This is a genomic window from Streptosporangium sp. NPDC020145 (genome assembly GCF_040631275.1).
Taxonomy (GTDB): domain Bacteria; phylum Actinomycetota; class Actinomycetes; order Streptosporangiales; family Streptosporangiaceae; genus Streptosporangium.
The window spans coordinates 107,536-130,011 of record NZ_JBEXZT010000007.1 but is presented as its reverse complement, the minus strand read 5'-3'; the positions used below and the strand labels follow the sequence as shown (position 1 = coordinate 130,011).

Genomic DNA, 22,476 nt, shown 5'->3' with positions numbered 1-22,476 from the left:
CACCGGAGGTGAGCCGTCCCCGGGCCGTCACGATCCGCGGTGGCCGGGAGGCCGGCGTCCCCCTACTGAGCGACGGTTGGATTTCGCGTGGTCACGGCATTGGAATCCCGGCAGGAGCGCCTTTCCCGGTATAGGTGGATTCGCGGGAGTCTTTTCCGGCATCGCTTGTTCGCGGTGGTCGTGACCCTCGCCCTGGGGCTCAGGGCGCTGACGATGCTGGGATTCCGGCCCGGACGGATCTACTGGTACGACACGTACACATACCTTCAGCTCGCCTACGAGCTGACGCCCAGGGAGGATCTGAACCCGAACGGCTACCCCTTCCTGCTCCGGTTGCTCATGCCCTTTCACAGCATTCCGGTGGTCGTGGGAGTCCAGCACGCGATGGGACTGGGCGTCGGCGTGATGATCTACGCCCTGCTTCGCCGTAAGGGCGTTCCCGCCTGGGGGGCGGCGGCCGCGGCCGTCCCGGTGCTGTTCGACACCTCGTTCCTGCGGCTTGAGCACGCCGTGCTCGGCGACACGTTGTTCGTCTTCCTGCTGGTCGCCGCGACCGTGCTGCTGTCCTGGTCGTCCGCTCCGCCGCTCTGGGCGGGGGCGACGGCGGGCGTGTTCCTGGCGTGGGCCGCGCTCACCAGGACCGTCGGGCTGCCGATCTTCCTGGTCGCCCTCGGCTGGCTGGCCGTACGCCGTGTCGGGTGGCGCCCGCTGGTCGTCACGGCGCTCGCCGGCGCGCTTCCGCTGCTGTCGTACGCCGCCTGGTACCAGGCCGAGTACGGACGCTTCAAACTGGTCGGCGGTGACGGGGCGGCGCTCTGGGCGCGTGTCATGACCTTCGCCGACTGCGACGTGATCAAACCGCCGCCCGCCGAGGCGCCGCTGTGTCCCAACGGGACGTGGCGGGACGCGGCGGAGGGCTACTACTGGGCGCCCGAGGCGTCGCTCAACCGCATGCCGGGAGGCCGGAAGGAGAACGACTCGCTCGCCCGGTCATTCGCGGTCCACGCCGTCCTCGCGCAGCCTCTGGACTATCTGCGGACCGTCGCCGGTGACGTCTCGCTGGCCTTCCACTGGACCCCGGCGGACCATCCGATGCGGATGTCCGGGCCGCTCAGCCTGTGGGGAGGCGTGGCGGCGCCGGCCGTTCCCGACTGGGCCCGTTCGTACCTGCGGAGATACGCGCCGGGCGTCACCGGGGAGTACGAGGCGGTCCAGCCGTACGCCGGGTTCCTGCAGGCCTTTCAGAACCCCTCCTACCTGCGTGGGCCGTTCCTCGGGGTGATCCTTCTGCTGGGGGCGGCGGGCCTGCGCCGTAAGGATGTGCTGCTGCCGTGGGGGACGGCGGTGGTTCTGCTGGTGCTGCCCGTCGCCGTGCTCGATTTCGATCACCGTTATGTGCTTCCCGTCGTGCCGTTCGCGTGCCTCGCCGCGGCCCTCGCGGTTTCCGCGCGCTTCCGGGCCGGTTAGGACCGGGCCGGAGAGAGGCCCGGTCCCCGGCCCGGCCTATGCCCGGGAGGCGCCGCCCTGATCCTGGCCGAGCTCCGCGACGATCTCCCGGCGCAGCGCCCCCGTGTCGATGCCGGCGTCGGTGATGACGCGGGAGCCCAGCCCTCTGCCCTCGCGGAGGATGCCGAGCAGCAGGTGGCCGTCGCGGATGCCCTTCTGCTTGAGCGCCAGCGTCTCGCGCAGGGACAGCTCCAGGGCCTTCTTGGCCTGTGGGGTGAAGGGGATGTGCCGTCCGCTGCGGAGCCCGTTCCTGGTCGTGACGGGGTCGCGGTCGAGGGAGCCGGGCCCGAAGGCGGCCTCGACCCTCTCCCTGATGGCCGACAGGTCGATGCCGATCGTTTCGAGGGCCTCGGCGTCGAGGGCGGTGGCGCGTCTGACGGGGGTGAGCCGTACGACGGCCCGGTAGGCGCGTTCGTAGTCGAGGCCGTGCCCGGTCAGCACCCGGGTGACCATGCAGGAACGCTGGTCGAGCAGGCCGAGCAGGATGTGCTCGGTGCCGCAGCGGTCGTGGCGCAGTCGTCTGGCGTTCTCCTGGGCGAGGGTGACCGCCTGGCGGCTCTCCTGGTGGAACCGTTCGAACATCGCTACTTCTCCCGTCTCAGCAGCCCGCGGCCACCGGCGTACTTCTTGTGGACCGCCTGCCTCGTCACCTCAAGGCAGTGGGCGATCTCCTGCCAGGACCAGCCCTGTTGTCTGGCGTTCTCGACCTGGAGGGCCTCCAGCCGATCGACGAGGATCCGCAACGCCCGTACGGCCCGCAGGCCGACGGCCGGGTCGCGGCTGCCCGCGTCCGAGGCCAGCTGTGCCGTGTCGCTCATGTATGTCAATGTAAGTTGACGCCATCGAGATGTCAACCTTGATTGACGAGGCCCGTCTCACGGTCAGAAAACGGTTTGCCGGGTGATCGTGGGGTTTGTCAGCCTGGTAGGGCTATGCGTTCCCTGCCTGCCGCTGATCCCGGCGATCCCGATTCCCGAAGTCCCTTCCGATATCTCCTCTGGACCGCCCGCTCGCAGGCCGGTCCCCTGCTCATCGGCATCGGCTACGCCATCCTGTGGTGGACCTCGATGGCCCTGATCCCCGCCGCGATCGGTCGCAGCGTGGACGCCATCTGGAACCAGGACATGCGGAGCCTGCTCATCTGGACGGCGGTCGTGTTCGGCCTGGGAGTGGCGCAGGCGGTGACGAGCACCCTTCGTCACCGGATGGCCGTCTTCAACTGGCTGTCCGCCGCCTACCGCACGGTCCAGGTCACCGTCAGGCAGGCCACCAGGCTGGGGGCGACCCTGCCCAAGCGGGTGTCGACCGGCGAGGTGGTCAGCGTCGGCAACTCCGACATCGCCCACATCGGCAACGCGATGGACATCCTGCTGCGGGGCACGGGGGCGGTCGTCGCCGTCGTCACGGTCACCGTCATCCTCATCAGCACCTCGCCCGCGCTCGGACTGACCGTGCTCGTCGGTGTTCCGATCATGGCCGTCGCGGTCGGCCCCCTGCTCAGGCCGCTGCACCGGCGCCAGCACGCCCACCGTGACCTCCAGGGGGAGCTCTCGACCAGGGCCGCCGACATCGTCGCCGGCCTGCGCGTGCTGCGCGGCGTCGGCGGCGAGCAGATCTTCGCCGAGCGCTACGCGGAGGAGTCCCAGAAGGTACGGCGGGCGGGCGTGCGGGTCGCCGCGATCGAGGCGACCCTTGAGGGAGCCCAGGTCCTGCTGCCCGGCCTGCTGATCGCGGGCGTGACCTGGCTCGGCGCCAGGTTCGCGCTCAGCGGGGAGATCACCGTGGGCCAGCTCGTGGCCTTCTACGGCTACGCCGCCTTCCTGATCTCCCCGCTGCGCACGCTCACCGAGACCGCGGACAAGCTGACCAAGGGACACGTGGCCGCCCGCAGGGTGGTGCGGATCCTCAACCTGCGGCCCGAGATCACCGGCGGCACCGGGACCTCGCCCGGCGGCCTGCTGCGTGACGTCGCCTCCGGCGTCGCCGTACGCCCGGGTGCCCTCACGGCCGTCGTCTCGGCCGTCCCCGAGGAGAGCGCGACGATCGCCGACCGGCTCGGCCGGTACGCCGACGGCGACGTGGACTTCGGCGACGTACCGCTGGACAGTCTGCCGGTCGCCGAGGTCCGCCGCCGGATCCTGGTCGCCGACAACGAGGCCGGGATGTTCGCCGGGGTGCTCAGGGACGAGCTGGACGTGACCGGGACCGCCTCCGAGGAGACGATCAACCGCGCCCTGCGCGCCGCATGCGCCGAGGACGTCGTCGAGGCGCTGCCCGGCGGTCTCGACGCGGCCGTCGCCGAGGCGGGCCGGGAGTTCTCCGGCGGCCAGCGGCAGCGGCTGCGGCTGGCCAGGGCACTGGCCGCCGACCCCGAGGTGCTCATCCTCATCGAGCCGACCAGCGCGGTCGACGCGCACAGCGAGGCGCGCATCGCCGTACGGCTGGCGGAGGCCAGGGCGGGCAGAACCACCCTCGTCTGCACCACGAGCCCGTTGGTGCTCGACCACGCCGATCACGTGGTCTACGTGGAGGAGGGCGTCGCGCGGGCCCAGGGCACCCACAGGGAACTGCTGGCCGTCAGCGCGGACTACCGCGCCGTCGTCACCAGGGGAGAGGAGGAGTCCACGCGGCCCCCGGAACCCGCCGGCGCCGGACGCGGGAACCCAGGAAAGGAGGCCGCGTGAGCGGGCAGATCCTCCCGGTCGCCGACCGGGCACAGGTACGGGCCTACGCCCGCAGACTCACCCTGAAGTATCCCGGCACGCTGTCGGCGGCCCTCGGCCTGCACGGCCTGGCCGCGGCGGCGGGCCTGGTCGTGCCGTGGATGCTCGGCGACCTCGTCCACGGCATCAAGAGCGGCACGGGGATCGACGTCACCGTGGTCGCGCTGGCCATCGCGGGCTTCCTCGCCGCGCAGGGGGTGCTCGTCAGGTTCGCGGTCTACGTCTCCTCACGGCTCGGGGAGAAGGTCCTGGCCGAACTGCGCGAGGAGTTCGTCGGCCGGGTCCTCGCCCTGCCGCTGTCCACGGTCGAGCGCGCGGGGTCCGGCGACCTGATCACCCGCACCTCACGGGACGTGGACACCCTCTCCCGCAGCGTGCGGCACGCCGTACCGGAGACGGTGATCGCCCTGGTGGCCTTCGTGATCACCGCGGGGGCGCTGATACTGACCGGGCCGTTGCTCGTGCTGCCCGCGCTGCTGGTCGTACCGCTGCTGTGGATCTCGACGCGGTGGTACCTCAGGCGGGCGCGGGACGGCTATCTGCGGGAGAACGCCGCCTACGCGGACATGACCGAGGGGCTGGCCGAGACGGTCGGCGGCGCCCGTACCGTCGAGGCCCTGGGACTCCAGGAGCGCAGGCGGCGCCGTACGGACGTCGACATCGCCAGGTCGTGGGCGGCCGAACGTTACACCCTCGGGCTGCGCATGGTGTGGTTCCCGGCCGTCGAGTTCGGTTACGTGCTCCCGATCGTGACGACGCTGCTGGCCGGGGGTGTCTTCTACATCCAGGGCTGGGTCACGATCGCCCAGGTGACGGCGGCCACGCTGTACGTGCAGCAGCTGGCCGACCCGCTCGACCGGCTGATGTCATGGGTGGACGAACTCCAGGTGGGTGGCGCCTCCATGGCCCGGCTGCTCGGCGTCGCCGAGGTGCCCGACGACCGGGAGGCCGGTTCCGAGGCTCCCGAGGGGGAGGAGTTGCGGGCCGAAGACGTCCGCTACGCCTACCGCGAGGGGCACGACGTGCTGCACGGCGTCGACCTGGTGGTCAGGCCGGGGGAGCGGCTGGCCATGGTCGGTCCCTCCGGGGCGGGCAAGTCGACGCTCGGCCGCCTGCTCGCGGGCGTCCACGGGCCGCGGACCGGCTCGGTCACGGTCGGCGGCGCCCCGCTGGTCGAGCTCCCGCTCGACGACCTGCGCGGCCACGTCGCGCTGGTGACCCAGGAACACCACGTGTTCCGGGGCACGCTGCGGGAGAACGTGCTGATCGCCCGTCCGGACGCCGACGCGGACCAGGTCAGGGCGGCGCTTGAGGCGGTGGACGCCTGGGAGTGGGCCGCCGGTCTGCCCGACGGGCTGGACACGATGGTCGGTTCCGGCGGTGAGCCGGTCCCGCCCGCCCAGGCCCAGCAGCTCGCCCTGGCCCGGCTGGTCCTGGCCGACCCGCACACCCTCGTCCTGGACGAGGCGACCTCGCTGATCGACCCCAGGGCGGCCCGTTCCCTTGAGCGTTCGCTGGCCGCGGTGCTCGACGGCCGTACGGTGATAGCCATCGCCCACCGCCTCTACACGGCGCACGACGCCGACCGGGTCGCGGTGGTCGAGGACGGGCGGATCAGCGAACTCGGCTCCCACGACGAGCTGGTCGCCGCGGGTGGCTCCTACGCCGCCCTGTGGAGCAGCTGGCACGCCAACGGCGGAGTGAAGGAAAACCGTCCTGTCCGGTGGGGAAAGGAGGGGAACCTCCGGGTGCACCTTCCGGGGGAAACGGCTCCGCGCGACTACAGTGATCGTCACTGACAGTGGTCAGTCGAGTGCGAAAAGTCGCAGGAAAGGGGTGCCCCCGTGTCACCTGAATCGATCGCATCCGTCACGAGCTCGACGCTGGGCAGGCTCCTGGCGGGAGCCGCCCTTCTTGTCCCCGCCTTCATGATCTGCGGGGGGCCGGCCGAGGCCGCCGTGCCCGCCGTCGGTCACACCGTCACCGCGGACCCGGCCCCCGTGGCGACCCCCTCGCCCGGCCCGACGAAGACCGGGCGGCCCGCCAAGCGGAACAGGGCCACCGAGGACGCAGGCCAGGACGTCCGCTCGATGACCGGCGGCCACAGCGGCGGCAAGGTCGGCGGCAGGGGCGGTGGCAGGAACGGGGGCGCCACCGGCCCGCAGGGCGGGGACACCTACGACCCCGAGGCCAGTGCCGACGACGCCGCCCCCGGGGGCCGCAGCGCGGGTGCGGGCCCCGGCTCCAACACGGGCCCCGCTACCGGCCACGGCCGCAACGGCATCAAGCGGTCGGCGGGCAAGTGGCAGCGTTTCAAGTGACGCCCCAGGACTGAACGGAAGCGGCCGCCGTACCCCGGGGAGGGTACGGCGGCCGCTCCTCGTCAGGACAGGGCCTTGTTGAGGAAGTCCACCTGCAGCAGCAGGAGGTTCTCGGCCACGACCTCCTGCGGCGTCATGTGGGTGACGCCGGACAGCGGCAGCACGTTGTGCGGGCGCCCGGCGGCCAGCAGCGCGGACGACAGGCGCAGCGTGTGCGCGGCCACCACGTTGTCGTCGGCCAGGCCGTGGATCAGCAGGAGCGGGCGTTCGAGCTTCTCGGCGTCCGCGAACAGCGACGAGGCGTCGTAGTGCCCCTCGGCGGGCTGGCCGAGATAGCGCTCGGTGTAGCAGGTGTCGTAGAGCCGCCAGTCGGTCACCGGGGCTCCGGCGATGGCGGCGTGGAAGACGTCGGGCCGCCGCAGCACGGCCAGCGCCGCGAGGTAGCCGCCGAACGACCAGCCCCTGATGCCGACCCTGGACAGGTCCAGGTCGTCGGGGAAGCGCTCCGCCGCGCCGTGCAGGGCGTCCACCTGGTCGTCGAGGACCGGGGTCGCCAGGTCGTGCAGGATCTCCCGCTCGAACTCGGGGCCGCGTCCCGGGGTGCCCCGGCCGTCGGCGACCACGACCGCGAAGCCCTGGTCGGCGAACCACTGGCTGGTCAGGTAGGCGCCCGAGGCGGACAGGACACGCTGGGCGTGCGGGCCGCCGTACGGGTCCATGAGGACCGGGAGCCTCGCCGAGCCGGGCACGTGCCCTGACGGGAAGACCACGGCGGTCGACAGCTCGCGCTCGCCCGTACGGATCAGGGAGACCCGCAGGTCGAGGCCGTGGCGTTCGGCGTGGGAGGTGATGTGCCCGACGTGGCGGCCGTGGTGGGAGACGCGGGTGACCGGTCCCTCTCCGTCGAAGGTCTGGCCGGTGACCACGAGGGTCCCGCCCGCGGCCTGGCCGCTGTAGACGCCGCTGTCCTGCGGGCTGACCAGGGTGATCCGCCCGTCCTTGTAGGCCCACAGCGCGATCTCGGACGGCTCGCCGCTGGCGCGGAACAGCACCGTGTCGCCGCTGACGCCCGCGACGTCGCGGACCTGGAGGGAGGCCGGGGTGACGGGCTGGTCGCCGACGACCAGGCGGCGGCCCCCGTCGAGGTTCGTCACCCAGACGAGGGAGCCGTCCGACAGGTGGCCGGGGACGCCGGTGACGACGTCGACCCAGGCGGCGTCGGTGTCCTCGCGGACGAGGGAGGAGGTGCCGGTCTCGGGGTCGACGTCGAACAGGCGCATGGTCCGCTGGTCACGCGTCATGGTGACGATGGACAGGCCGTGGTCGTCCCAGGCGGCGTTGACGAGGTACTCGTCGGTGAAGGGCACCGGGACGCGGCCACCGGCCAGGGACAGCACGAACAGCTCGACCTTGGCGTTGGGGGACCCCGCCGCGGGGTAGCGCTGCTCGGTCGCGGGCCTGGCGGGGTTGGCCGGGTCGGCGATGTGCCACTTCTCGACCGGTGAGTCGTCGGCCCGCTCGACCAGTACGGCCTCGCCGGACGGAGACCACCAGTAGCCGCGCATCCGGTCCATCTCCTCGGCGGCGATGAACTCGGCCAGGCCGTAGGTCACCTCGGGCGCCTCGGGGCGGGCGAGCGCGTGGTCGACCTCGTCCTCAAGGTCCTGGACGTGGAAGGCGCCACCGGTCACGTATCCGACGTGCACACCGGTCGGGGAGAGCCGGGGGTCGATGACCGGGCCCGGGGTGCGCAGGTGGCGCACGCTCCTGGTCCGCAGGTCCACGACGTACAGGCCGCCGGAGAGGGCGAAGGCGGCCGTGGTCACCGCGGCGTCGGTGCTGTAGGCGACGATGCCGCCCGCCGACTCCCTGGCGCGCTCGCGGCGTGCCCGTTCCTCCGGCGGGAGGTTCTCCTCGTCGGCGGCGATGACCCGGGGATCGGCGATCAGCCGTTCCGTGCCGCTGGCCACGTCGAACTCCCACAGACAGGTGACCGGGTCACAGCCGCCCTTGGTCCGCAGGAAGACAATCCGCGCACCGTCGGGCGCGACCGTGAACGCACGGGGAACGCCGAGGGTGAAGCGGCGGGTCCTTGCGTGCAGCCGAGGAAAACTCTCACTCATACCAGTCATCTTGCCAGTACGGTCCCGGGAAGGGATCTCCCAGGATGGTCCAAATGAATGTGATCATGGGAGAAACTTGGGCGAGTGACGCTTACCGAGCGAATCGCTCGCTCCCCCGGGACGCCCGCCGTTCTGGCCTTCGCGTTCGTGATGTGGGGGATCGGCGTCCCCTCGTTCTGGCGTGACGAGTCGGTCAGCGTCCTGGCGGCCAGGATGTCCTTCGACGAGCTGCGCGAGCTGCTCTCCCACATCGACACCGTCCACGCGCTGTACTACCTGCTGCTACGCCCCTTCGCCGCCCTCGGCGGGGAGGTCGCGGTCAGGCTGCCCTCCGCGCTCGCGGTCGCCGGGGCGGCGGCCGGGATCACGGCCCTGGGCCGCAGGCTCTCCGCCCCCGGCTCCTGGACCGGGACCTACGCGGGCCTGGCCTACGCGCTCATCCCCATGGTCAGCCGCTACGGCCAGGAGGCACGCAGCTACGCCCTGGTCAGCGCGGTCGCGGTGGCCTCGACCCTGGTCCTGCTCGGCGAACGGCGCTCCCGCCACGCCGGTTACGGCCTGCTGGTCGCCCTGCTCGGCTGGTTCCACCTCTACGCGCTGCTCCTGCTGCCCGCGCACGCCCTCGTCGTGCTCCGCCGCGGGCGCCGGGAGATCCTGCCCTGGCTCGCGGCGCTCGCCGGGGCGGCGGTGCTGCTGGTTCCCCTGGTCCTCATGGCCTCCGGGCAGCGGGACGAACAGCTCTTCTGGTTGAAGACGCCCGACCTGGCGGCCCTGGCGCAGTTCGGTGTGGAGATCTCCGGAGGACCCGTCTCCTGGCAGGACTCGGGCACCCCGCCGCTGTTCCTCGCCCTCCTGGGGCTGCTCGCCCTGCTCGGCGTCTGGTACGGCAGGGCGTCGCTCACGGAGGTCGCCCTGCCGTGGGCCCTCGTCCCGGTCGCGCTGTCCTACGCGATCTCCCAGGTGTACCCGGTCTACAACCCGCGCTACGTCATGTTCGTCCTGCCCGCCCTGGCGCTGCTGGCCGGGGCCGGTCTGGCGGGGCTGCCCCGGCCGTTCTCCGGGCGGGCGCCGATCGGCCTGGCGGCCCTGGCCGCCCTCGCGGCGCTGTCCATGAGCGCCCAGCTGACCGTCAGGGGCCCCGCCAACCGCCCCGACGACCTGCGCACCCTGGCGGCCGAACTCGGTGCCGCCGAACGCCCCGGCGACGCCGTGCTCTACGCGCCGGAACGCTTCTGGCTGTTCGTCTCCGTGTACGGCGGGCCGTACGGGAAGCTGGTGCCCTTCGACCCCGGCGCGGAGCGGGTGTGGCTGGTCTCCCGGCGGCTCCCGGGGACCGAGTGGCAGAGCGACCCCCGGCTGGCCGCCCTGAAGCGGGGCTTCACCAAGGCCGGGCCCACCCGGATATCCGGTGCGGTCCGTGTCACGCTCTACACCCGGCGGCTACCCTCGAACCATGAACGACCGCCGTCTGCTGCTCGTGCACGCCCATCCCGATGACGAGACGATCGGCACCGGCGCCACCATGGCGAAGTACGCCGCCGAGGGGGCCGGGGTGACCCTGGTGACCTGCACCCTGGGCGACGAGGGCGAGGTCATCCCGCCCGGCCTGGCCCACCTGACGTCCGACCGCGACGACGCCCTCGGCAGGCACCGGATCGGCGAGCTGGCCGCCGCCTGCGCGGCCCTCGGCGTCACCGACCACCGCTTCCTCGGCGGCCCGGGGCGCTGGCGCGACTCCGGCATGATGGGCGTGGCCTCGAACGACCACCCCGCCGCCTTCTGGCGGGCCGACCTCGACGAGGCGGCCGGAGAACTGGTCAAGGTCATCCGCGAGACGCGTCCCCAGGTCCTCGTCACCTACGACGAGAACGGCTTCTACGGCCACCCCGACCACATCCAGGCGCACCGCGTCTCGGTACGGGCCTTCGAACTGGCCGCGGACCCGGCGTTCGGCGAGGGCGAGCCGTGGCGGATCGCCAAGTTCTACGTCACCGCGGTGGCCAGGTCCACGATGCGCAGGACCGCCCAGGCGCTGGTCGAGGCCGGGACGCGCTTCCTCCCCGAGCGGGTCGAGGACCTGCCGTACGGCTGCGCCGACGAGGACGTCACCACCGAGATCGACGCCCGCGCGCACATCGAGGCCAAGTTCGCGGCGATGCGGGCGCACGCCACCCAGATCAGCGTCGAGGCCCCGTGGTACGCCCTGTCGAACGACGTCGGCCAGGAGGTGCTGGCGGTCGAGCACTACATCCTGCGCTCCGGCCTCCCCGGCTCCGGCGCTCCGGCGGCACCGGTCGAGGTCGGCGGCCTCGGCGAGCCGTACAAGCCGGAGGACGATCTCTTCGCCGGGATCGACTAGCCTCCATGGTTGTGATGGAGCAGGTCCCCACGGCCGAGCGGTCCTCGGGCAGGGCGGTCGCCGTGGCGGCGTACGCCGTCCTCTTCGTTCTCGGCCTTCTCATGGGCCTTCTGGGCGCCTTCCAGCATTCGTGGTACCTCAGGCCGACCACGGTCCCGATCTCCTCCTTCGGCTGCGTCCTGGCGCTGTTCGCCGTCTGCTACGGGGCCGGGCGGATGATGCGCGGCAAGCTGGCGGCCCTGGCCGCCGCGAGCGGCTGGCTGGTGATGACGATGATGTGGCTCTCCGGCAGACAGGAGGGCGACGTGATCATCGCCGCCGACCTGTCGGGCTACGTCTACCTCTACGGGGGCATGATCGCCGCCCTGGTGGCCGTCCTGATCACCCCGACCTCACACGGCGGCTCCTGGCTGCTGACCCGCCACTAGGGAGCCCCCGGCGTCTCGGCCAGGGCCTTGAGCCGGGCGGCGCGGGCGGACCACCCGGCGGACGATCCCGCGCACACCCTCCACGGTGGCGTCGAACCCGAAGGGAGGCGAGTGGGCGCCGGTGACGCGCAGCCCCGCCAGTCTTCCCGCCCACACCACCGGCATGCCGTCGGCGACGACCAGTTCGGAACAGGTGATCAGGTCCGCCAGGGCGGGGTCACGGGCGGCGGCGCGTCGCAGCCGTCAATCGTAACCTCGGACTCGCGAACGGTCACGAGGCAGACGATCTGGTCATCTCCCGTACCGGAGAGCCGTTGGCTCCCCGCGGCACGGCGGCGCACAATCCTGGTATGCGGCGGTTGCATCGCGTACGGCGCACGCTCAACTACCTCAACCTGTCCACCCCGCTCGGACTGTTGCTGGTACGGCTGGGCGGCGCCAGGAGGAGGGCGGGGCCGGACGGGCTGATCCTCGCCTACGGCTACCGCATCCCGTTCCCCGTCGCCGGGGCGTTCACCGTCGGCAACGTGGTGCTGACCAGGTCGCAGGAGGGGAGTCTGACCGAGTCCCTGGTCAGGCACGAGGGCAGGCACGCCTCGCAGTACATGTTCTGCGCGGGACTGCCGATGCTTCCGCTGTACGTCGTGGCGGTGGTCGTCTCGGTGCTCGTCTGCGGTGACCCCTCCTCGTGGAACGTCTTCGAACGCCTCGCGAACCTGGAGGACGGAAACTACATCCGTAAATCACCGTGGTGGTTCAGGACGCGGTTTTAGGATTTTGTGACGGCGGAGGAGGTTGGCGGTAAACCTTCGTCATTTGGCAGGGATCACGGTGGAGCCGGAGTCCGTCCGGCGGATAGTTTTGACGAAATTCCAGCCAGAACACGAAGGGGTGCCGTGGCCTGCTACCACCACTGTGGCTCCTCCGGCCGGGTTCTCATCCGTGTCGGGCGGGCCTTCGACCGGCCCGGACACGACCAGCGCGTCAGGCCCGGGATGACCCTGCCCGGCATGCCGTACGACATCGAGTACGCCTGGGCGAAGGGCCCCCGCTGAACCGACTCCGTGGCGGTGGAGACCGAGGAACATCGGGACGACGCCGTTTTCCGGGGAGACGGTCGCCGGGTTGTTCCACGTCCGGTCCTCTGGGGTGTGATCGGTCGCGGATGATTCGGTGAACATCTCCGTCGGCATTGATTCGTTGATCGATGAACGGCGTGGGACCGAACTCCGCGGTTCCCCGTGACGGAGCGGAAACACTGTGGTGATCCACAGTGGAGGGGCCGGGCCGCGTGCGCGGTCCGGCCCCTCCGGCATGGGCCCCGTGCGTGCCCGAGCGCCTCGCGAACCTGGAAGACGGGAACTGGACCCGTAAATCGCCCTGGCGGTTTCGGCTTAAGTCACCTTAATGGGAATAAATCACCTCATATAGGGATCATCGCCCGGACCGGTGGTTGCCAAGGGGGTCACCCATGTCTCAGACGATCCAGCCTGAGATCTCGCCGCGCGCACCGGAACGGGCGTGGCCACGTAGCTTCAGAGACCGGCTGACCTCTCCGTTGCCCGCCTTCCAGGAACTGCTCGCCGCCATGTGGCACGGCGGGTTCCGGCCGGAGACCGGGGACGCCGACCTGATCCCGGTGACCAGGAACGGGCTGCCCAGGCCGGTGGCGACCGAGACCGTGGTCACCTGGGTCGGGCACGCGACCTACGTCCTGCAGATGGGCGGCCTGACGATCCTCACCGACCCCGTCTGGGCCAGGCGCATCCCCGGGGGCAGGCCCAGGCTCACCCCGCCCGGCGTCGCCTGGACGGACCTGCCCAGGATCGACGCCGTGGTGATCAGCCACAACCACTACGACCATCTGGACGCCCCGACCGTACGGCGCCTGCCCAGAGACACCCCCGTCCTCGTCCCGGCCAGACTGAGGCCCTGGTTCACCCGGCGGGGCTTCACCGACGTCGTCGAACTCGACTGGTGGGAGAGCACCGAGATCGGCGAGGTGTCCTTCGACTTCGTCCCCGCCCACCACTGGAGCCGCAGGTCGATCAGCGACACCTGCAGGACGCTGTGGGGCGGCTGGGTCATCAGGACCATGGACCAGACGGTCTACTTCGCCGGGGACAGCGGGTACGGCGAGCGCTTCGCCCAGATCGGGGAGCGCTATCCGGCGGGCGTCGACCTGGCCCTGATGCCGGTCGGCGCGTTCGAGCCCCGCTGGTTCATGAAGAACTCGCACGTCGATCCGGCGCAGGCCGTACAGGCGTGCGCGGACGTCGGGGCGCGGCGGATGGCGACCATGCACTGGGGCACCTTCCTGCTGTCCGGCGAGCCGCTGTTGGCCCCGGTCGAACAGGCCCGCGCGGCATGGGCCGCAGCGGGCAGAGACCGCGCCGACCTGTGGGACCTGGCCGTCGGCGAGTCCCGCGTCCTGCCGTGAGACGGGTCACGGCGTGAGGGTCAGGGTGTCGACGGCGGCCTTTCTGACGGACTCCTCGCGGGAGAGCATCGGCGTCGTCCCGCCGTCGGCCCACAGGGGCGCCTGGTCCCAGTAGTTGGCGTGGAAGGCGTGTCCCGAGGCGCCCGTCAGGTTGATCCATCGTGACCTGTCCAGGTCGGCGAGGTCGACGACCATCCGCATCGACGGCAGCCAGCTGACCTCGTACCCCTCCTGGACGTCCCAGCCTGCGGCGTCGACCGCGTCGTCGTTGCCCGGCACCGGGAACGGGCCACGGTTGAACAGCCGTTCGACCAGAGAGATCCCCGAGGAGCCGAAGGTCTGGCTGGTCAGGGTGAGCGTGTGCGCCTCACCCCAGCGCCACGCCTTGACGTCCTCGCCCAGGAGCCGCCGCAGCTCGTCGTAGCCGAGCGCCATGGCCCGGCGCAGCATGTCGTCGCGGGTCTCCCGCTGAGGCGTCCGCGTGTCGTCCCAGAACGGGTCCTGCGGCCGGTCGAGCATGACGCGGACCACCTCGAACCACCGGTCGCCGCCGGTCGGCCAGGCCACCTCCGGCAGGTCGTCGTTGAAGGTCTCGATGAGCAGGTGCCGCCAGACGGCGTTGAAGTACGCCGCGGGGGCCGAGTCGACACCCTGCGAGCCGTCCCAGGAACGCAGCAGGTCGAGGGCGCGTGCCGGGTCCCCGGCCACCTTCAGGGCCGTCAGGCGGGGCACCAGGAAGGGCGCGAGGCCGTTGCCGGTGTCCTGCTGGACCGCGCCCATGGTCTCGACGTCCACCTTGCCCTTGGCGATCTCGGCCCCAAGGCGGTCGAGGATGCGCTGGGAGCGGTAGCCGTACGCCCAGTCCTTGGTCAGCATGTGCGGGTAGCGCCCGGGATCGACGACCGCGTTGTTCGCGGTCACGACGTAGCCCTCCGGCGGGTTGTAGGCGCTGGGCAGGTCCTGGAAGGGGATGGTCGACTGCCAGGAGTACTCGCCGGTCCAGCCGGGGACGGGCCAGGTGCCGTCGCCCCTGGTCCTGACGGGGATGCGGCCGGGTGCCTGGTAGCCGATGTTGCCGTCCACGTCGGCGTAGACCATGTTCTGCGAGGGAACCTCGAACTTGCTCGCCGCCGCCCTGAAACTCGGCCAGTCACGTGCCGTGTTGAGGTCGAAGATCGCGTCCGCGGTCCTGCCGGGTTCCAGCGCGGTCCACTTGAGGGCGACCGCGTCCGCCGGTTCCCTGAAGACCGTGGCCGCGCCGGGCAGGGCGTCCTTCGCGTCGCCCATGACGTCGGAGATGATCGGCCCGTGCAGGGTCTCGCGCACCGTGAGCGTGACCGGATCGCCACCCGCGACCTCGATCTTCTCGGCCCTCGTGGTGAGTGGCCGCCACTCGCCCATGAACAGGTAGGAGTCGTCCTTCACCCGTTCGAGATACAGGTCGGCGACGTCGGGGCCGAGGTTGGTGAACCCCCAGGCGACCCGGTCGTTGTGCCCGATGATCACGCCGGGCAGCCCGGAGAAGGTGAACCCGGTGACGTCGAAGGAACACCGCTCACTCTTGGTACGGCAGTGCAGCCCGGCCTGGTACCAGATCGAGGGCATCCCCGGCGCCAGGTGCGGGTCGTTGGCCAGCAGCGGCTTGCCCGAGGCGGTGTGCGCGCCGCCGACGACCCAGGAGTTCGAGCCGATGCCGTTGCCCCCCTTGGGGTCGCCCATCAGGCTCGGTACCGCGGCGACGGTCGCGGCGGCCCCGGTCAGCGCCGTGGGGTCGGCGCTCTCCTCGGGGCCGGGCGAGGCGCCACGCGGCTCCTGGGCCTGGTCGAAGCCGTGGTCGGTGACCGAGCCCTTGGTGACGATCGGCCGGTGCGTGCCGAAGGGGTAGCCGGGCCAGAGCTGCTCGACCCGTTCACGGGGCAGCTTGCTCGCCGCCACCGCTCTGCCGATCTCGTCGGAGAGGTTGGAGCGCAGGTCCCAGGCCATGGCCTTGAGCCAGGCGACCGAGTCGACGGGGGTCCACGGCTCCGGCTGGTAGCCGGAGTTGGTGAGCCTGAGCAGGCCGTACTCCAGGCTCTTGCCGAGGGCGCCCTCGTGCTGCTCCATCCAGGAGTTGACGCCCCTGGCGTAGGCGTCGAGATAGCGGCGGGTCTGCTCGGAGAGCATCGGCAGCTCCCGCTCGGCGATCCGCCGCCAGCCCATGGTCCTGATGGCCTTGTCCTCGGGGAGCGTCGAGGGGCCGAACATCTCGGACAGGCGTCCGGCCGTCACGTGCCTGCGGAAGTCCATCTCGAAGAACCGGTCCTGGGCGTGCACGTAGCCCTGGGCGAGGAACAGGTCCTCCGAGGAGTCCGCATAGATATGCGGCACCCCTGTTTTATCGCGATATACGGTGACTTTTCCGGTCAGGCCCTTCACCTTGAGGTCGCCCGACACCTGCGGGAACGACGCTCGTACGGCCAGCACCCCCGCTCCGGCCAGAGCCAGGCAGAGCACCACGAGGGTGGTCACCACCCGCGCGAGCCACATGAGCGGTCGGGGCATCCGGGCATATGGCCGGAACTTCACAAACACCTCCTAGGCGGCGTGCTCGAACAAGTTTGGCAGCTCTTCGCACGTCAGAACGCCGCTTCCACCTCCGCGACCCCCGGGGAACCGCGTGGCGGCCCCGTGTACAACAGGGGAAAACCCGCGGTGAGACGGGAAAAGACGGTGGAACGGCTCAAGGAGGACGGTGACAGCCGGTCACCGGTGACGACGGTGGGTCACAGCGGTGTCTCCAGGACGACGGAGCGCGTGGCGAAGCCGTTGCGCTGGTAGAAGCGGACCGCCCCCTCGTTGCCCGCGTAGGCCGTCACCCCGGCGTACTGCGCCCCGTTGCCCCCGGCCCACGTCCTGAACTCGGCGACCAGCCTGCTGCCGATCTTCTGCCCCCGGTAGGCGGGCTGCACGTAGATGCTGCCCAGCGTCGCGACCGCGACCGGCCGCATCGGGGTCGGCCCCGACAGCGAGCCGGTCATGTGGCCGACGACCCTGCCCCCGTCGTCGGCGACCATCACCAGGCGCGCCGGGTCGCCCAGCGCGGCGGCGAAATGGACCGGGCCGTGCTCCTTCGGCCAGTTCACGTCGAGAGAGGGGTCACGCCTGCCGGCGTCCTCGGCGAAGAGGGCCGAACTGCACGCCACGACCCCGTCGAGGTCGGCGGCCGTGGCCGGCCGTACGACAACGCCATTGTCACTCATGATCGGGACGCTACCGGTCGCCACCGACAAACGGCTTTCAGGAGGGCCGCACCGACCAGTCCTGCCCCTCGGGTGTGTCACGGACGAGCACCCCGAGACCGGCCAGCTCCGCGCGGAGACGGTCGGCGGCGGCCCAGTCTCCGGCCTCCCGCGCCCTCGGGCGCCGCTGGAGCAGCTCGGCCGCGCCCGGCGGCAGGCTCTCGGAGCGGCCGATCCCGCAGGACAGGTCGAGGCCCAGGACACGGTCCAGATGCAGGAACGCCTCAAGCCTGGCGCCGGGCGCGACCGCCTCGTCGCGTTCGAGCCCGCGCAGCAGGCGCAGCGCCAGCGGTGTGTCGAGGTCGTCGTCGAAGGCGTCCTCGATCGCGGAGACCGGCCCCGAGGGCATCGGGCGGCTCGGCGCCTCCGCCCACCCGGCCACCCGCGAACGCCAGCGCCGCAGCGTGGCGTCGGCGACGCGCAGGGCCTGCCAGGTGAGGTCCAGCCGCCCGCGGTGGCGGTGTTCGAGCAGCGCCAGCCGTACGGCCAGCGGGTCGAGACCGGCCCGGGTGACCTCCCCGAGCGCCGGCGCCCCGCCCGCGCGTCCGTCCAGTTCGTGCCCATCGAACAGCAGGTGACCGGAGTGGGCCCAGTGGGCGACCACCTCGTGCCCGGTGACCGCGTCCGACTGGGCGCGTTCGTTCTCGTGGTGCGGGAAGCACAGGTCGATCCCGCCCACGTGCAGGTCGATCCGTTCGCCGAGAGAACGCAGGGCCATGGCCGAGCACCCGATGTGACGGCCGGGCACCCCCCGCCCCCACGGCGCCCGCCAGGCGGGTTCCTCCTCGGTGGGACGCCACAGCACCCAGTCGGCGGGATGCCGCTTGCGCGGGCCGGCCTCCCCGGCGCGGGGCCGCAGCCGCTCGGGGCGGTTGCCGGACAACTCGCCGTAGGAGGGGAAGGAGGTGGCGTCGAAGAGGACGGACCCGTCGGAGGCCGGATAGGCGTGCCCCCGCTCGACCAGCCTGGCGATCATCTCGATCACCGGGCCGACGGTCTCGGAGACCTCGGGGGAGTGCTGGGGCGGATGGATGTTCAGCGCGAGAGCCTCGGCCTCGAACGCGTCGCGCCGACCACGCCCCTCGGCCCCGTGGCCCGCGGGAGGGCGGCCCAGGTCGGTGAGGCCCAGGCAGCGGACGACCCGGACGCCCCGCCGTTCCACCACCCGCCTGACCAGGTCGGCCAGCAGACCGGCGCGCAGGTCGCCCAGGCTCGTCACACGCCCGGCGGCCGGGCCACAGCCGTAGACGCGCATCGAACGGGCGCCCTGCGGGAGGACCGGTTCGACGCGGCGGTGCCGCGTGTCATACAGCCGTAGCATTCTTCGAGCCTACGGGAAGCCTCAGACGGCCCCCTCAAGAAGGACGAGAATGTCGCGATCGCCCCGGTCACGCAGCCGGGCGCCGACATCCTCCTTCGGAGAGCCGTCCGGCAGGCCGATGCGGGCGCCGATGAGACGTATGCCCTCGGCCTCCGAGGCGACGGGCGCGGTGTAGCCGATCAGGTGCAGGGCCCGGTTCAGTGGGGGCAGGGTCGCCGCCGCCGAGGGCAGGTAGCGGGTCAGCAGCTCACCCCCGTCGGAGACCGTGAGGAAGACGTGGTCGCCCTCCGCCGCGTTCGCGGCCACCAGGATGGGACGGATGGAGCCCATGGTCGGCTGGTTGTGCCAGCTGATCACCACGTCGCCGGACGGGGTCGAGGCGGTCAGCTGGCCTCCGGGGGCCATGCCCAGGTAGGCGGCGAACCCGGTGGGCAGCGGGGAGCCGGAACCGCGCAGGTGCTCGGCGTTGACGTCGACCCGGTGCCACCAGCGCCCGTCACGGCTGCGGAAGCACCGCCTGGTCGAGGAGACGTCCCTGCGGGGCTGGTAGTCCGACTGCTCCGAGCCCGCGACCCTGATCCAGCCGCGCTGGGTGCGCTCGAACCCGGGGCCGCCCGCGTAGGCGCGCACCGAGCTCTCACTCACGTCGTAGCGCGAGGTCAGGTTCGTCACGATGGTGTTGACCGAGGCCTCTCCGTTGGCCCGCTCGATCTCCCTGGCGATCATCTCCCGGATGCCGAGATACTCCTCGCCGCCCCACCTGGCCAGGCCGTACTTGTTGCGGTCGAGGCGCAGGAAGCGGTCGTCGGCGGTCAGCTGGTTGCGGATGCCGACCAGGCTGTAGTCCTCGCCGATGCGCTCCTGGATCTCCTCCGGCGTCAGCGCGGTGCCCGCGACCGCGAGCACCGCCTCGGCCTTGTCGTTGACGCTGCGCGGCCAGGGCACCACGTGCCCGTCGAGCACCCGCAACTGGGGTACGGCGATGAGCCAGCGTTCGGCCACGTCCTCGCGGATGCCGAGCTGGCTGACCAGCGAGACGGCCTCCTCAAGGGGGCGCGGCCCGTCGGTGAACAGCTGCCTGGTCTTCTCCCGCAGCTCGTCGGCGCCGCCCGCGACGAGCCAGCCGTCCACCTGGTCGTAGCCGGTGAGCAGGGTCCGCACGAACCGCCAGGACGGGATGCCCAGCGTGGCCAGGTCGCTGCGGTGCCACGGGACGGCGGCGGCCAGGTCGTCGGCGGGGACCGCGGAGCCGAGCCTGCCGCGCAGCCAGGAGACGTGCCCGACCAGCGGGGCGGCGTCCTCGCTCGCCAGCCAGGCCTCGACGTGGTCGCGCAGGTCGCGTTCGATCTGCCTGATGCGCTCCCTGGTCACGGAGAAACGCTGGGCCAGGTCGTCCAGCGTGGCCCGCTGCGAGGCGTAGAGGCGGTCCCTGGCGATGGCCCGCTGCCGCTCGTCCAGGGTCGCGAAGACCTCGTCGATCAGCTCGGGCAGCGGCCGGTCAGGGCGGGTGGGGCGGGTCTGGCCGACGCTCTCCTCGGTGACGGGCTCCAGGAGGCGTTCGATGACCCCGGTGAACATCCGGTGCACCACCTCGCGTCCCAGGCCCTCCGGCGTGCTGACGCTCGAAGCCGGGTCGGAGAACCTGAGCAGGGGCAGGACGTCGCCGAGCATCAGGTGGCCCCAGCACGTCAGGGCGAGGTCGGCCAGGCGTCCGGCGACCTCGGACGTCCCGATGGTCGAGCAGGCCCGGTCGAGCGGGAGCGCCTGCCACCACGCCTCGGGAAGACGGGGGTCGGTTGCGATCGGCGCTACCTGGCCGGGAGAGGTCCAGCGCAGGGGGGGCGCGATGTCGCTCAGGCTGAGGTTCATTGAGGTCCAACCGGCAAAGGGGAATATATCCGCAGTTCAGAGTATGTCGTTAGGTCGGGAGAAAGGGGCTTGCTCGTCCGGAGTGGGACACGTAAAGAAGCTCCCTGGCTCGGGTACACGCGACATAGAGCAGGCCACGCTCCCGTTGGAGGTCGTGCGCCCGCGCGGTCGGGTCCTCCTCGGCCGGGGTGAGGGAGTCGGGAGCGGGCACGACACCGTCGGCGACTCCGATCACGGCGACCCGGCGGAACTCCAGGCCCTTCATGCCGTGCAACGTCGTCACCCTCACCCCCACCTCGCGCAGGGCGTCACGGGCGTCGCGCACGAGGCCCGCCGTCCTGGCGGCCACCCCGATCTCCTGGGGCGGCACGCCCTCCTGGACCCACTGTCCCACCTGTGTGGCCAGACCGGTCAGCTCTTCCTCCGGTGAATCGTAGGCACGGACCATCGGACGTGCCCCGTTCCGCGTCGCGCGGAAGCCGTACAGCTCCTGCACTCCGTCGACCAGGCCGTCCGCGGGGCCGCCGCCGCGCAACCGCACGCCCCAGGTGAGGATCTCCTGTGGAAGCCGGTACGACACCTGCAGACGCCGTCTGATCGCGTCGATTCCCACCGAACCGAGTGTCACCCGGGTGTCGAAGATCCGTTGGTGCGGGTCTCCCACGATGAACAGGTCGTCCCGCCCGTACGGCACCGCCGCCCGCAGCAGCCGCCACTGCGCCGGATGCAGGTCCTGCGCCTCGTCGACCACGATGTGCCGGTACGGCTCCCGCCGCGGCGCGCTGTCGGCCAGCAGGTCCCCGGTCGTACGGCCGAGCAGCTGACAGGCGTCGCCCGCGAGCTGGAGCAGGGTGCGCTTGCCGCGCTCCCTGAGCCGCAGGGTGACGTGCTCGACGGCCCGCCACACCTCGGCCCGCTCCTCGGCGGAGAGCCCGACGCCACGGCCCGACCTGGGGGCGTCGAGATACTCCTGCAGAGTCTTGAGGTTCTGCGCCAGCACGACCTGTTCCCACTCACGCAGCAGGAAGGCCGGGCTGTGGCCGGTGTCGGTCTCCAGCCAGAGCGCGTTCACCTCGGCGGCCCCGGCCAGCGCGGGCGCCCGTCCCTCGGCCTCGGCGACGATGCGGTGGGCCAGCCGGTCCACGTTGCCGACCTCGATCCGCTTACGGGTCACCTCGTCCTCGATCAGCAGGTCGAGACGGGAGGCGAGGTCGGCGCTCAGCCGCTGGGAGAAGGTGACCAGCAGGATCTGGCCCGCGCCACGCCTGGCCAGGAAGGCCGACCGGTGCAGGGCCAGCAGGGTCTTGCCCGTCCCGGCCCCGCCGGTGACCAGGGTCGGCTGCTCGTGGGTCTCCCAGCGGGCCAGGCGGTGCAGCGTCGGCTGGAGGAACACGCACCAGGCGGGCGCGTCGAGGACGTGGTTCAGCTCACGCGGGCTGCCCACGAAGATCGCACGGTCGGGGCTGCGCAGCAGCGCGGCGGTCAGGTCGTCGGGGTCGATCGGCCCGGAGGGGGGCGCGGTCGCCCGGCAGGTCTCAAGCTCCCGCCAGGCCCCGGCCATCGACTCACCCCTGGCCAGCGCGGCCAGCGGGGCGTACTGCGTGGCGGGCAGCAGGGGTTCGAGCGCCTCCAGGGTCAGCTCGTCGGTGATCTGCCTGACGAGGCCGAGCAGCCCGCGTTCGACGCCCAGCTCGGCCATGTCGGTGTCACAGGTGTCGGCGAACAGCCGGACCGAGGTCGCCCCGGCCGCCCTGAGCACGGCGGGCTCGATCCGTTCGAGCGCCTCGGCGTCCCACATCTCGACCACGCCGAGCGCGGTGTTGACGCTGAAGCGGTGGCGTCTCGCGTAGGCCCAGGCCTCCGTCTCCGGCAGGACGGTCAGCAGCCAGTGGACGTCCCGGTGCCTGACCATGACGCCGCGATGGCCCTCGGCCAGCCTGAGGGTGACGACCCTGGGGTCCCTGGCCCCCCTGACCCGTTCCGGGTGCGGAGCCCCCGCCACGTTCTGCATGAAGCGGCGTACCGCGACGACGGCGTCCCGGCGCGCGGGCTGGGCCAGCGCGCCGAGTTCGGCGGGGAAGTCCGGGGAGATCGCGAGTCGGGGCATG

At 71.7% G+C, this 22,476-nt stretch carries 18 protein-coding genes; 10 read left to right on the top strand and 8 right to left on the bottom strand.

Going from position 1 to position 22,476, the window contains the following annotated elements; all coding sequences use genetic code 11:
* Positions 1 to 174 precede the first annotated feature (174 nt).
* Positions 175 to 1,467, top strand: a complete 1,293-nt coding sequence (locus ABZ463_RS15750) for a phospholipid carrier-dependent glycosyltransferase (protein WP_362776557.1) — start codon at positions 175 to 177, stop codon at positions 1,465 to 1,467.
* Between the two features lie 36 nt (positions 1,468 to 1,503).
* Here the strand turns inward: ABZ463_RS15750 and ABZ463_RS15745 are convergent, their stop codons facing one another.
* On the bottom strand, positions 1,504 to 2,088 hold the full coding sequence (locus tag ABZ463_RS15745) for a Clp protease N-terminal domain-containing protein (RefSeq protein ID WP_352013740.1): 585 nt from the start codon (positions 2,086 to 2,088) through the stop codon (positions 1,504 to 1,506).
* 2 nt (positions 2,089 to 2,090) lie between these two features.
* Positions 2,091 to 2,324 carry an RNA polymerase subunit sigma-70 gene (locus ABZ463_RS15740; protein ID WP_362776554.1) on the bottom strand — a complete coding sequence of 78 codons (234 nt, stop codon included), beginning with the start codon at positions 2,322 to 2,324 and terminating at the stop codon, positions 2,091 to 2,093.
* 114 nt (positions 2,325 to 2,438) lie between these two features.
* Between ABZ463_RS15740 and ABZ463_RS15735 the strand changes: the two genes are divergently transcribed.
* Genes ABZ463_RS15735 through ABZ463_RS15725 form a run of 3 tightly spaced genes read left to right on the top strand, consistent with a single transcriptional unit; the run spans position 2,439 to position 6,550 of the window.
* Positions 2,439 to 4,190, top strand: a complete 1,752-nt coding sequence (locus ABZ463_RS15735) for an ABC transporter ATP-binding protein (protein ID WP_362776552.1) — start codon at positions 2,439 to 2,441, stop codon at positions 4,188 to 4,190.
* Positions 4,187 to 6,028 carry an ABC transporter ATP-binding protein gene (locus ABZ463_RS15730; RefSeq protein WP_362776550.1) on the top strand — a complete coding sequence of 614 codons (1,842 nt, stop codon included), beginning with the start codon at positions 4,187 to 4,189 and terminating at the stop codon, positions 6,026 to 6,028. The genes ABZ463_RS15735 and ABZ463_RS15730 overlap by 4 nt, the downstream gene beginning before the upstream one ends.
* Positions 6,029 to 6,073: 45 nt before the next feature.
* Positions 6,074 to 6,550 carry a hypothetical protein gene (locus ABZ463_RS15725; RefSeq protein WP_362776548.1) on the top strand — a complete coding sequence of 159 codons (477 nt, stop codon included), beginning with the start codon at positions 6,074 to 6,076 and terminating at the stop codon, positions 6,548 to 6,550.
* Positions 6,551 to 6,612: 62 nt separating this feature from the next.
* On the opposite strand, the gene ABZ463_RS15720 is transcribed toward ABZ463_RS15725, so the two are convergent.
* Positions 6,613 to 8,673 (bottom strand): prolyl oligopeptidase family serine peptidase, encoded by a 2,061-nt coding sequence (locus tag ABZ463_RS15720; protein WP_362776546.1) that lies wholly within the window; start codon positions 8,671 to 8,673, stop codon positions 6,613 to 6,615.
* A gap of 84 nt (positions 8,674 to 8,757) precedes the next feature.
* On the opposite strand from ABZ463_RS15720, the gene ABZ463_RS15715 reads away from it, so the two are divergent.
* The 6 genes from ABZ463_RS15715 (at position 8,758) to ABZ463_RS15690 (ending at position 13,900) form a co-directional block, all read left to right on the top strand.
* Positions 8,758 to 10,170: a hypothetical protein gene (locus ABZ463_RS15715; protein WP_362776544.1), complete on the top strand. Its 1,413-nt coding sequence runs from the start codon at positions 8,758 to 8,760 to the stop codon at positions 10,168 to 10,170.
* Complete coding sequence (gene mshB / locus ABZ463_RS15710) at positions 10,127 to 11,032, top strand: N-acetyl-1-D-myo-inositol-2-amino-2-deoxy-alpha-D-glucopyranoside deacetylase (protein WP_362776542.1); 906 nt, start codon at positions 10,127 to 10,129, stop codon at positions 11,030 to 11,032. The genes ABZ463_RS15715 and mshB overlap by 44 nt, the downstream gene beginning before the upstream one ends.
* Before the next feature lie 5 nt (positions 11,033 to 11,037).
* The gene (locus ABZ463_RS15705) at positions 11,038 to 11,460 is read left to right on the top strand and encodes a DUF6113 family protein (protein WP_352013732.1); all 423 of its coding nucleotides are present in this window, start codon (positions 11,038 to 11,040) and stop codon (positions 11,458 to 11,460) included.
* A gap of 350 nt (positions 11,461 to 11,810) precedes the next feature.
* The gene (locus tag ABZ463_RS15700) at positions 11,811 to 12,233 is read left to right on the top strand and encodes a hypothetical protein (protein ID WP_352013731.1); all 423 of its coding nucleotides are present in this window, start codon (positions 11,811 to 11,813) and stop codon (positions 12,231 to 12,233) included.
* Between the two features lie 123 nt (positions 12,234 to 12,356).
* Positions 12,357 to 12,515: a DUF6355 family natural product biosynthesis protein gene (locus ABZ463_RS15695; RefSeq protein ID WP_362776539.1), complete on the top strand. Its 159-nt coding sequence runs from the start codon at positions 12,357 to 12,359 to the stop codon at positions 12,513 to 12,515.
* A gap of 416 nt (positions 12,516 to 12,931) precedes the next feature.
* Positions 12,932 to 13,900: an MBL fold metallo-hydrolase gene (locus ABZ463_RS15690; protein ID WP_362776537.1), complete on the top strand. Its 969-nt coding sequence runs from the start codon at positions 12,932 to 12,934 to the stop codon at positions 13,898 to 13,900.
* A 6-nt stretch (positions 13,901 to 13,906) separates the two neighbouring features.
* Here the strand turns inward: ABZ463_RS15690 and ABZ463_RS15685 are convergent, their stop codons facing one another.
* The 5 genes from ABZ463_RS15685 to ABZ463_RS15665 all read right to left on the bottom strand — a co-directional run bounded on the left by ABZ463_RS15685 (position 13,907) and on the right by ABZ463_RS15665 (position 22,475).
* Positions 13,907 to 16,441 carry a penicillin acylase family protein gene (locus ABZ463_RS15685; protein WP_362776535.1) on the bottom strand — a complete coding sequence of 845 codons (2,535 nt, stop codon included), beginning with the start codon at positions 16,439 to 16,441 and terminating at the stop codon, positions 13,907 to 13,909.
* Between the two features lie 221 nt (positions 16,442 to 16,662).
* The gene (locus tag ABZ463_RS15680) at positions 16,663 to 17,139 is read right to left on the bottom strand and encodes a GNAT family N-acetyltransferase (RefSeq protein ID WP_352016527.1); all 477 of its coding nucleotides are present in this window, start codon (positions 17,137 to 17,139) and stop codon (positions 16,663 to 16,665) included.
* A 37-nt stretch (positions 17,140 to 17,176) separates the two neighbouring features.
* Positions 17,177 to 18,499 carry a cysteine--tRNA ligase gene (locus ABZ463_RS15675; RefSeq protein ID WP_362776533.1) on the bottom strand — a complete coding sequence of 441 codons (1,323 nt, stop codon included), beginning with the start codon at positions 18,497 to 18,499 and terminating at the stop codon, positions 17,177 to 17,179.
* Between the two features lie 21 nt (positions 18,500 to 18,520).
* A complete protein-coding gene (locus tag ABZ463_RS15670; protein WP_362776531.1) occupies positions 18,521 to 20,368 on the bottom strand; it encodes a sigma factor-like helix-turn-helix DNA-binding protein in 1,848 nt (615 codons plus the stop codon).
* Between the two features lie 49 nt (positions 20,369 to 20,417).
* Positions 20,418 to 22,475, bottom strand: coding sequence for a UvrD-helicase domain-containing protein (locus ABZ463_RS15665; protein WP_362776529.1), 2,058 nt, complete (start codon positions 22,473 to 22,475; stop codon positions 20,418 to 20,420).
* Position 22,476: the final 1 nt, after the last annotated feature.

Coding starts and splice junctions, on each gene's coding strand:
- ABZ463_RS15745 (WP_352013740.1), bottom strand. CDS start 2,088: ATGTTCGAACGGTTCCACCAGGAGAGCCGCCAGGCGGTCACCCTCGCC.
- ABZ463_RS15740 (WP_362776554.1), bottom strand. CDS start 2,324: ATGAGCGACACGGCACAGCTGGCCTCGGACGCGGGCAGCCGCGACCCG.
- ABZ463_RS15735 (WP_362776552.1), top strand. CDS start 2,439: ATGCGTTCCCTGCCTGCCGCTGATCCCGGCGATCCCGATTCCCGAAGT.
- ABZ463_RS15720 (WP_362776546.1), bottom strand. CDS start 8,673: ATGAGTGAGAGTTTTCCTCGGCTGCACGCAAGGACCCGCCGCTTCACC.
- mshB (WP_362776542.1), top strand. CDS start 10,127: ATGAACGACCGCCGTCTGCTGCTCGTGCACGCCCATCCCGATGACGAG.
- ABZ463_RS15705 (WP_352013732.1), top strand. CDS start 11,038: ATGGTTGTGATGGAGCAGGTCCCCACGGCCGAGCGGTCCTCGGGCAGG.
- ABZ463_RS15700 (WP_352013731.1), top strand. CDS start 11,811: ATGCGGCGGTTGCATCGCGTACGGCGCACGCTCAACTACCTCAACCTG.
- ABZ463_RS15690 (WP_362776537.1), top strand. CDS start 12,932: ATGTCTCAGACGATCCAGCCTGAGATCTCGCCGCGCGCACCGGAACGG.
- ABZ463_RS15685 (WP_362776535.1), bottom strand. CDS start 16,441: ATGCCCCGACCGCTCATGTGGCTCGCGCGGGTGGTGACCACCCTCGTG.
- ABZ463_RS15680 (WP_352016527.1), bottom strand. CDS start 17,139: ATGAGTGACAATGGCGTTGTCGTACGGCCGGCCACGGCCGCCGACCTC.
- ABZ463_RS15675 (WP_362776533.1), bottom strand. CDS start 18,499: ATGCTACGGCTGTATGACACGCGGCACCGCCGCGTCGAACCGGTCCTC.
- ABZ463_RS15670 (WP_362776531.1), bottom strand. CDS start 20,368: ATGAACCTCAGCCTGAGCGACATCGCGCCCCCCCTGCGCTGGACCTCT.
- ABZ463_RS15665 (WP_362776529.1), bottom strand. CDS start 22,475: ATGCCCCGACTCGCGATCTCCCCGGACTTCCCCGCCGAACTCGGCGCG.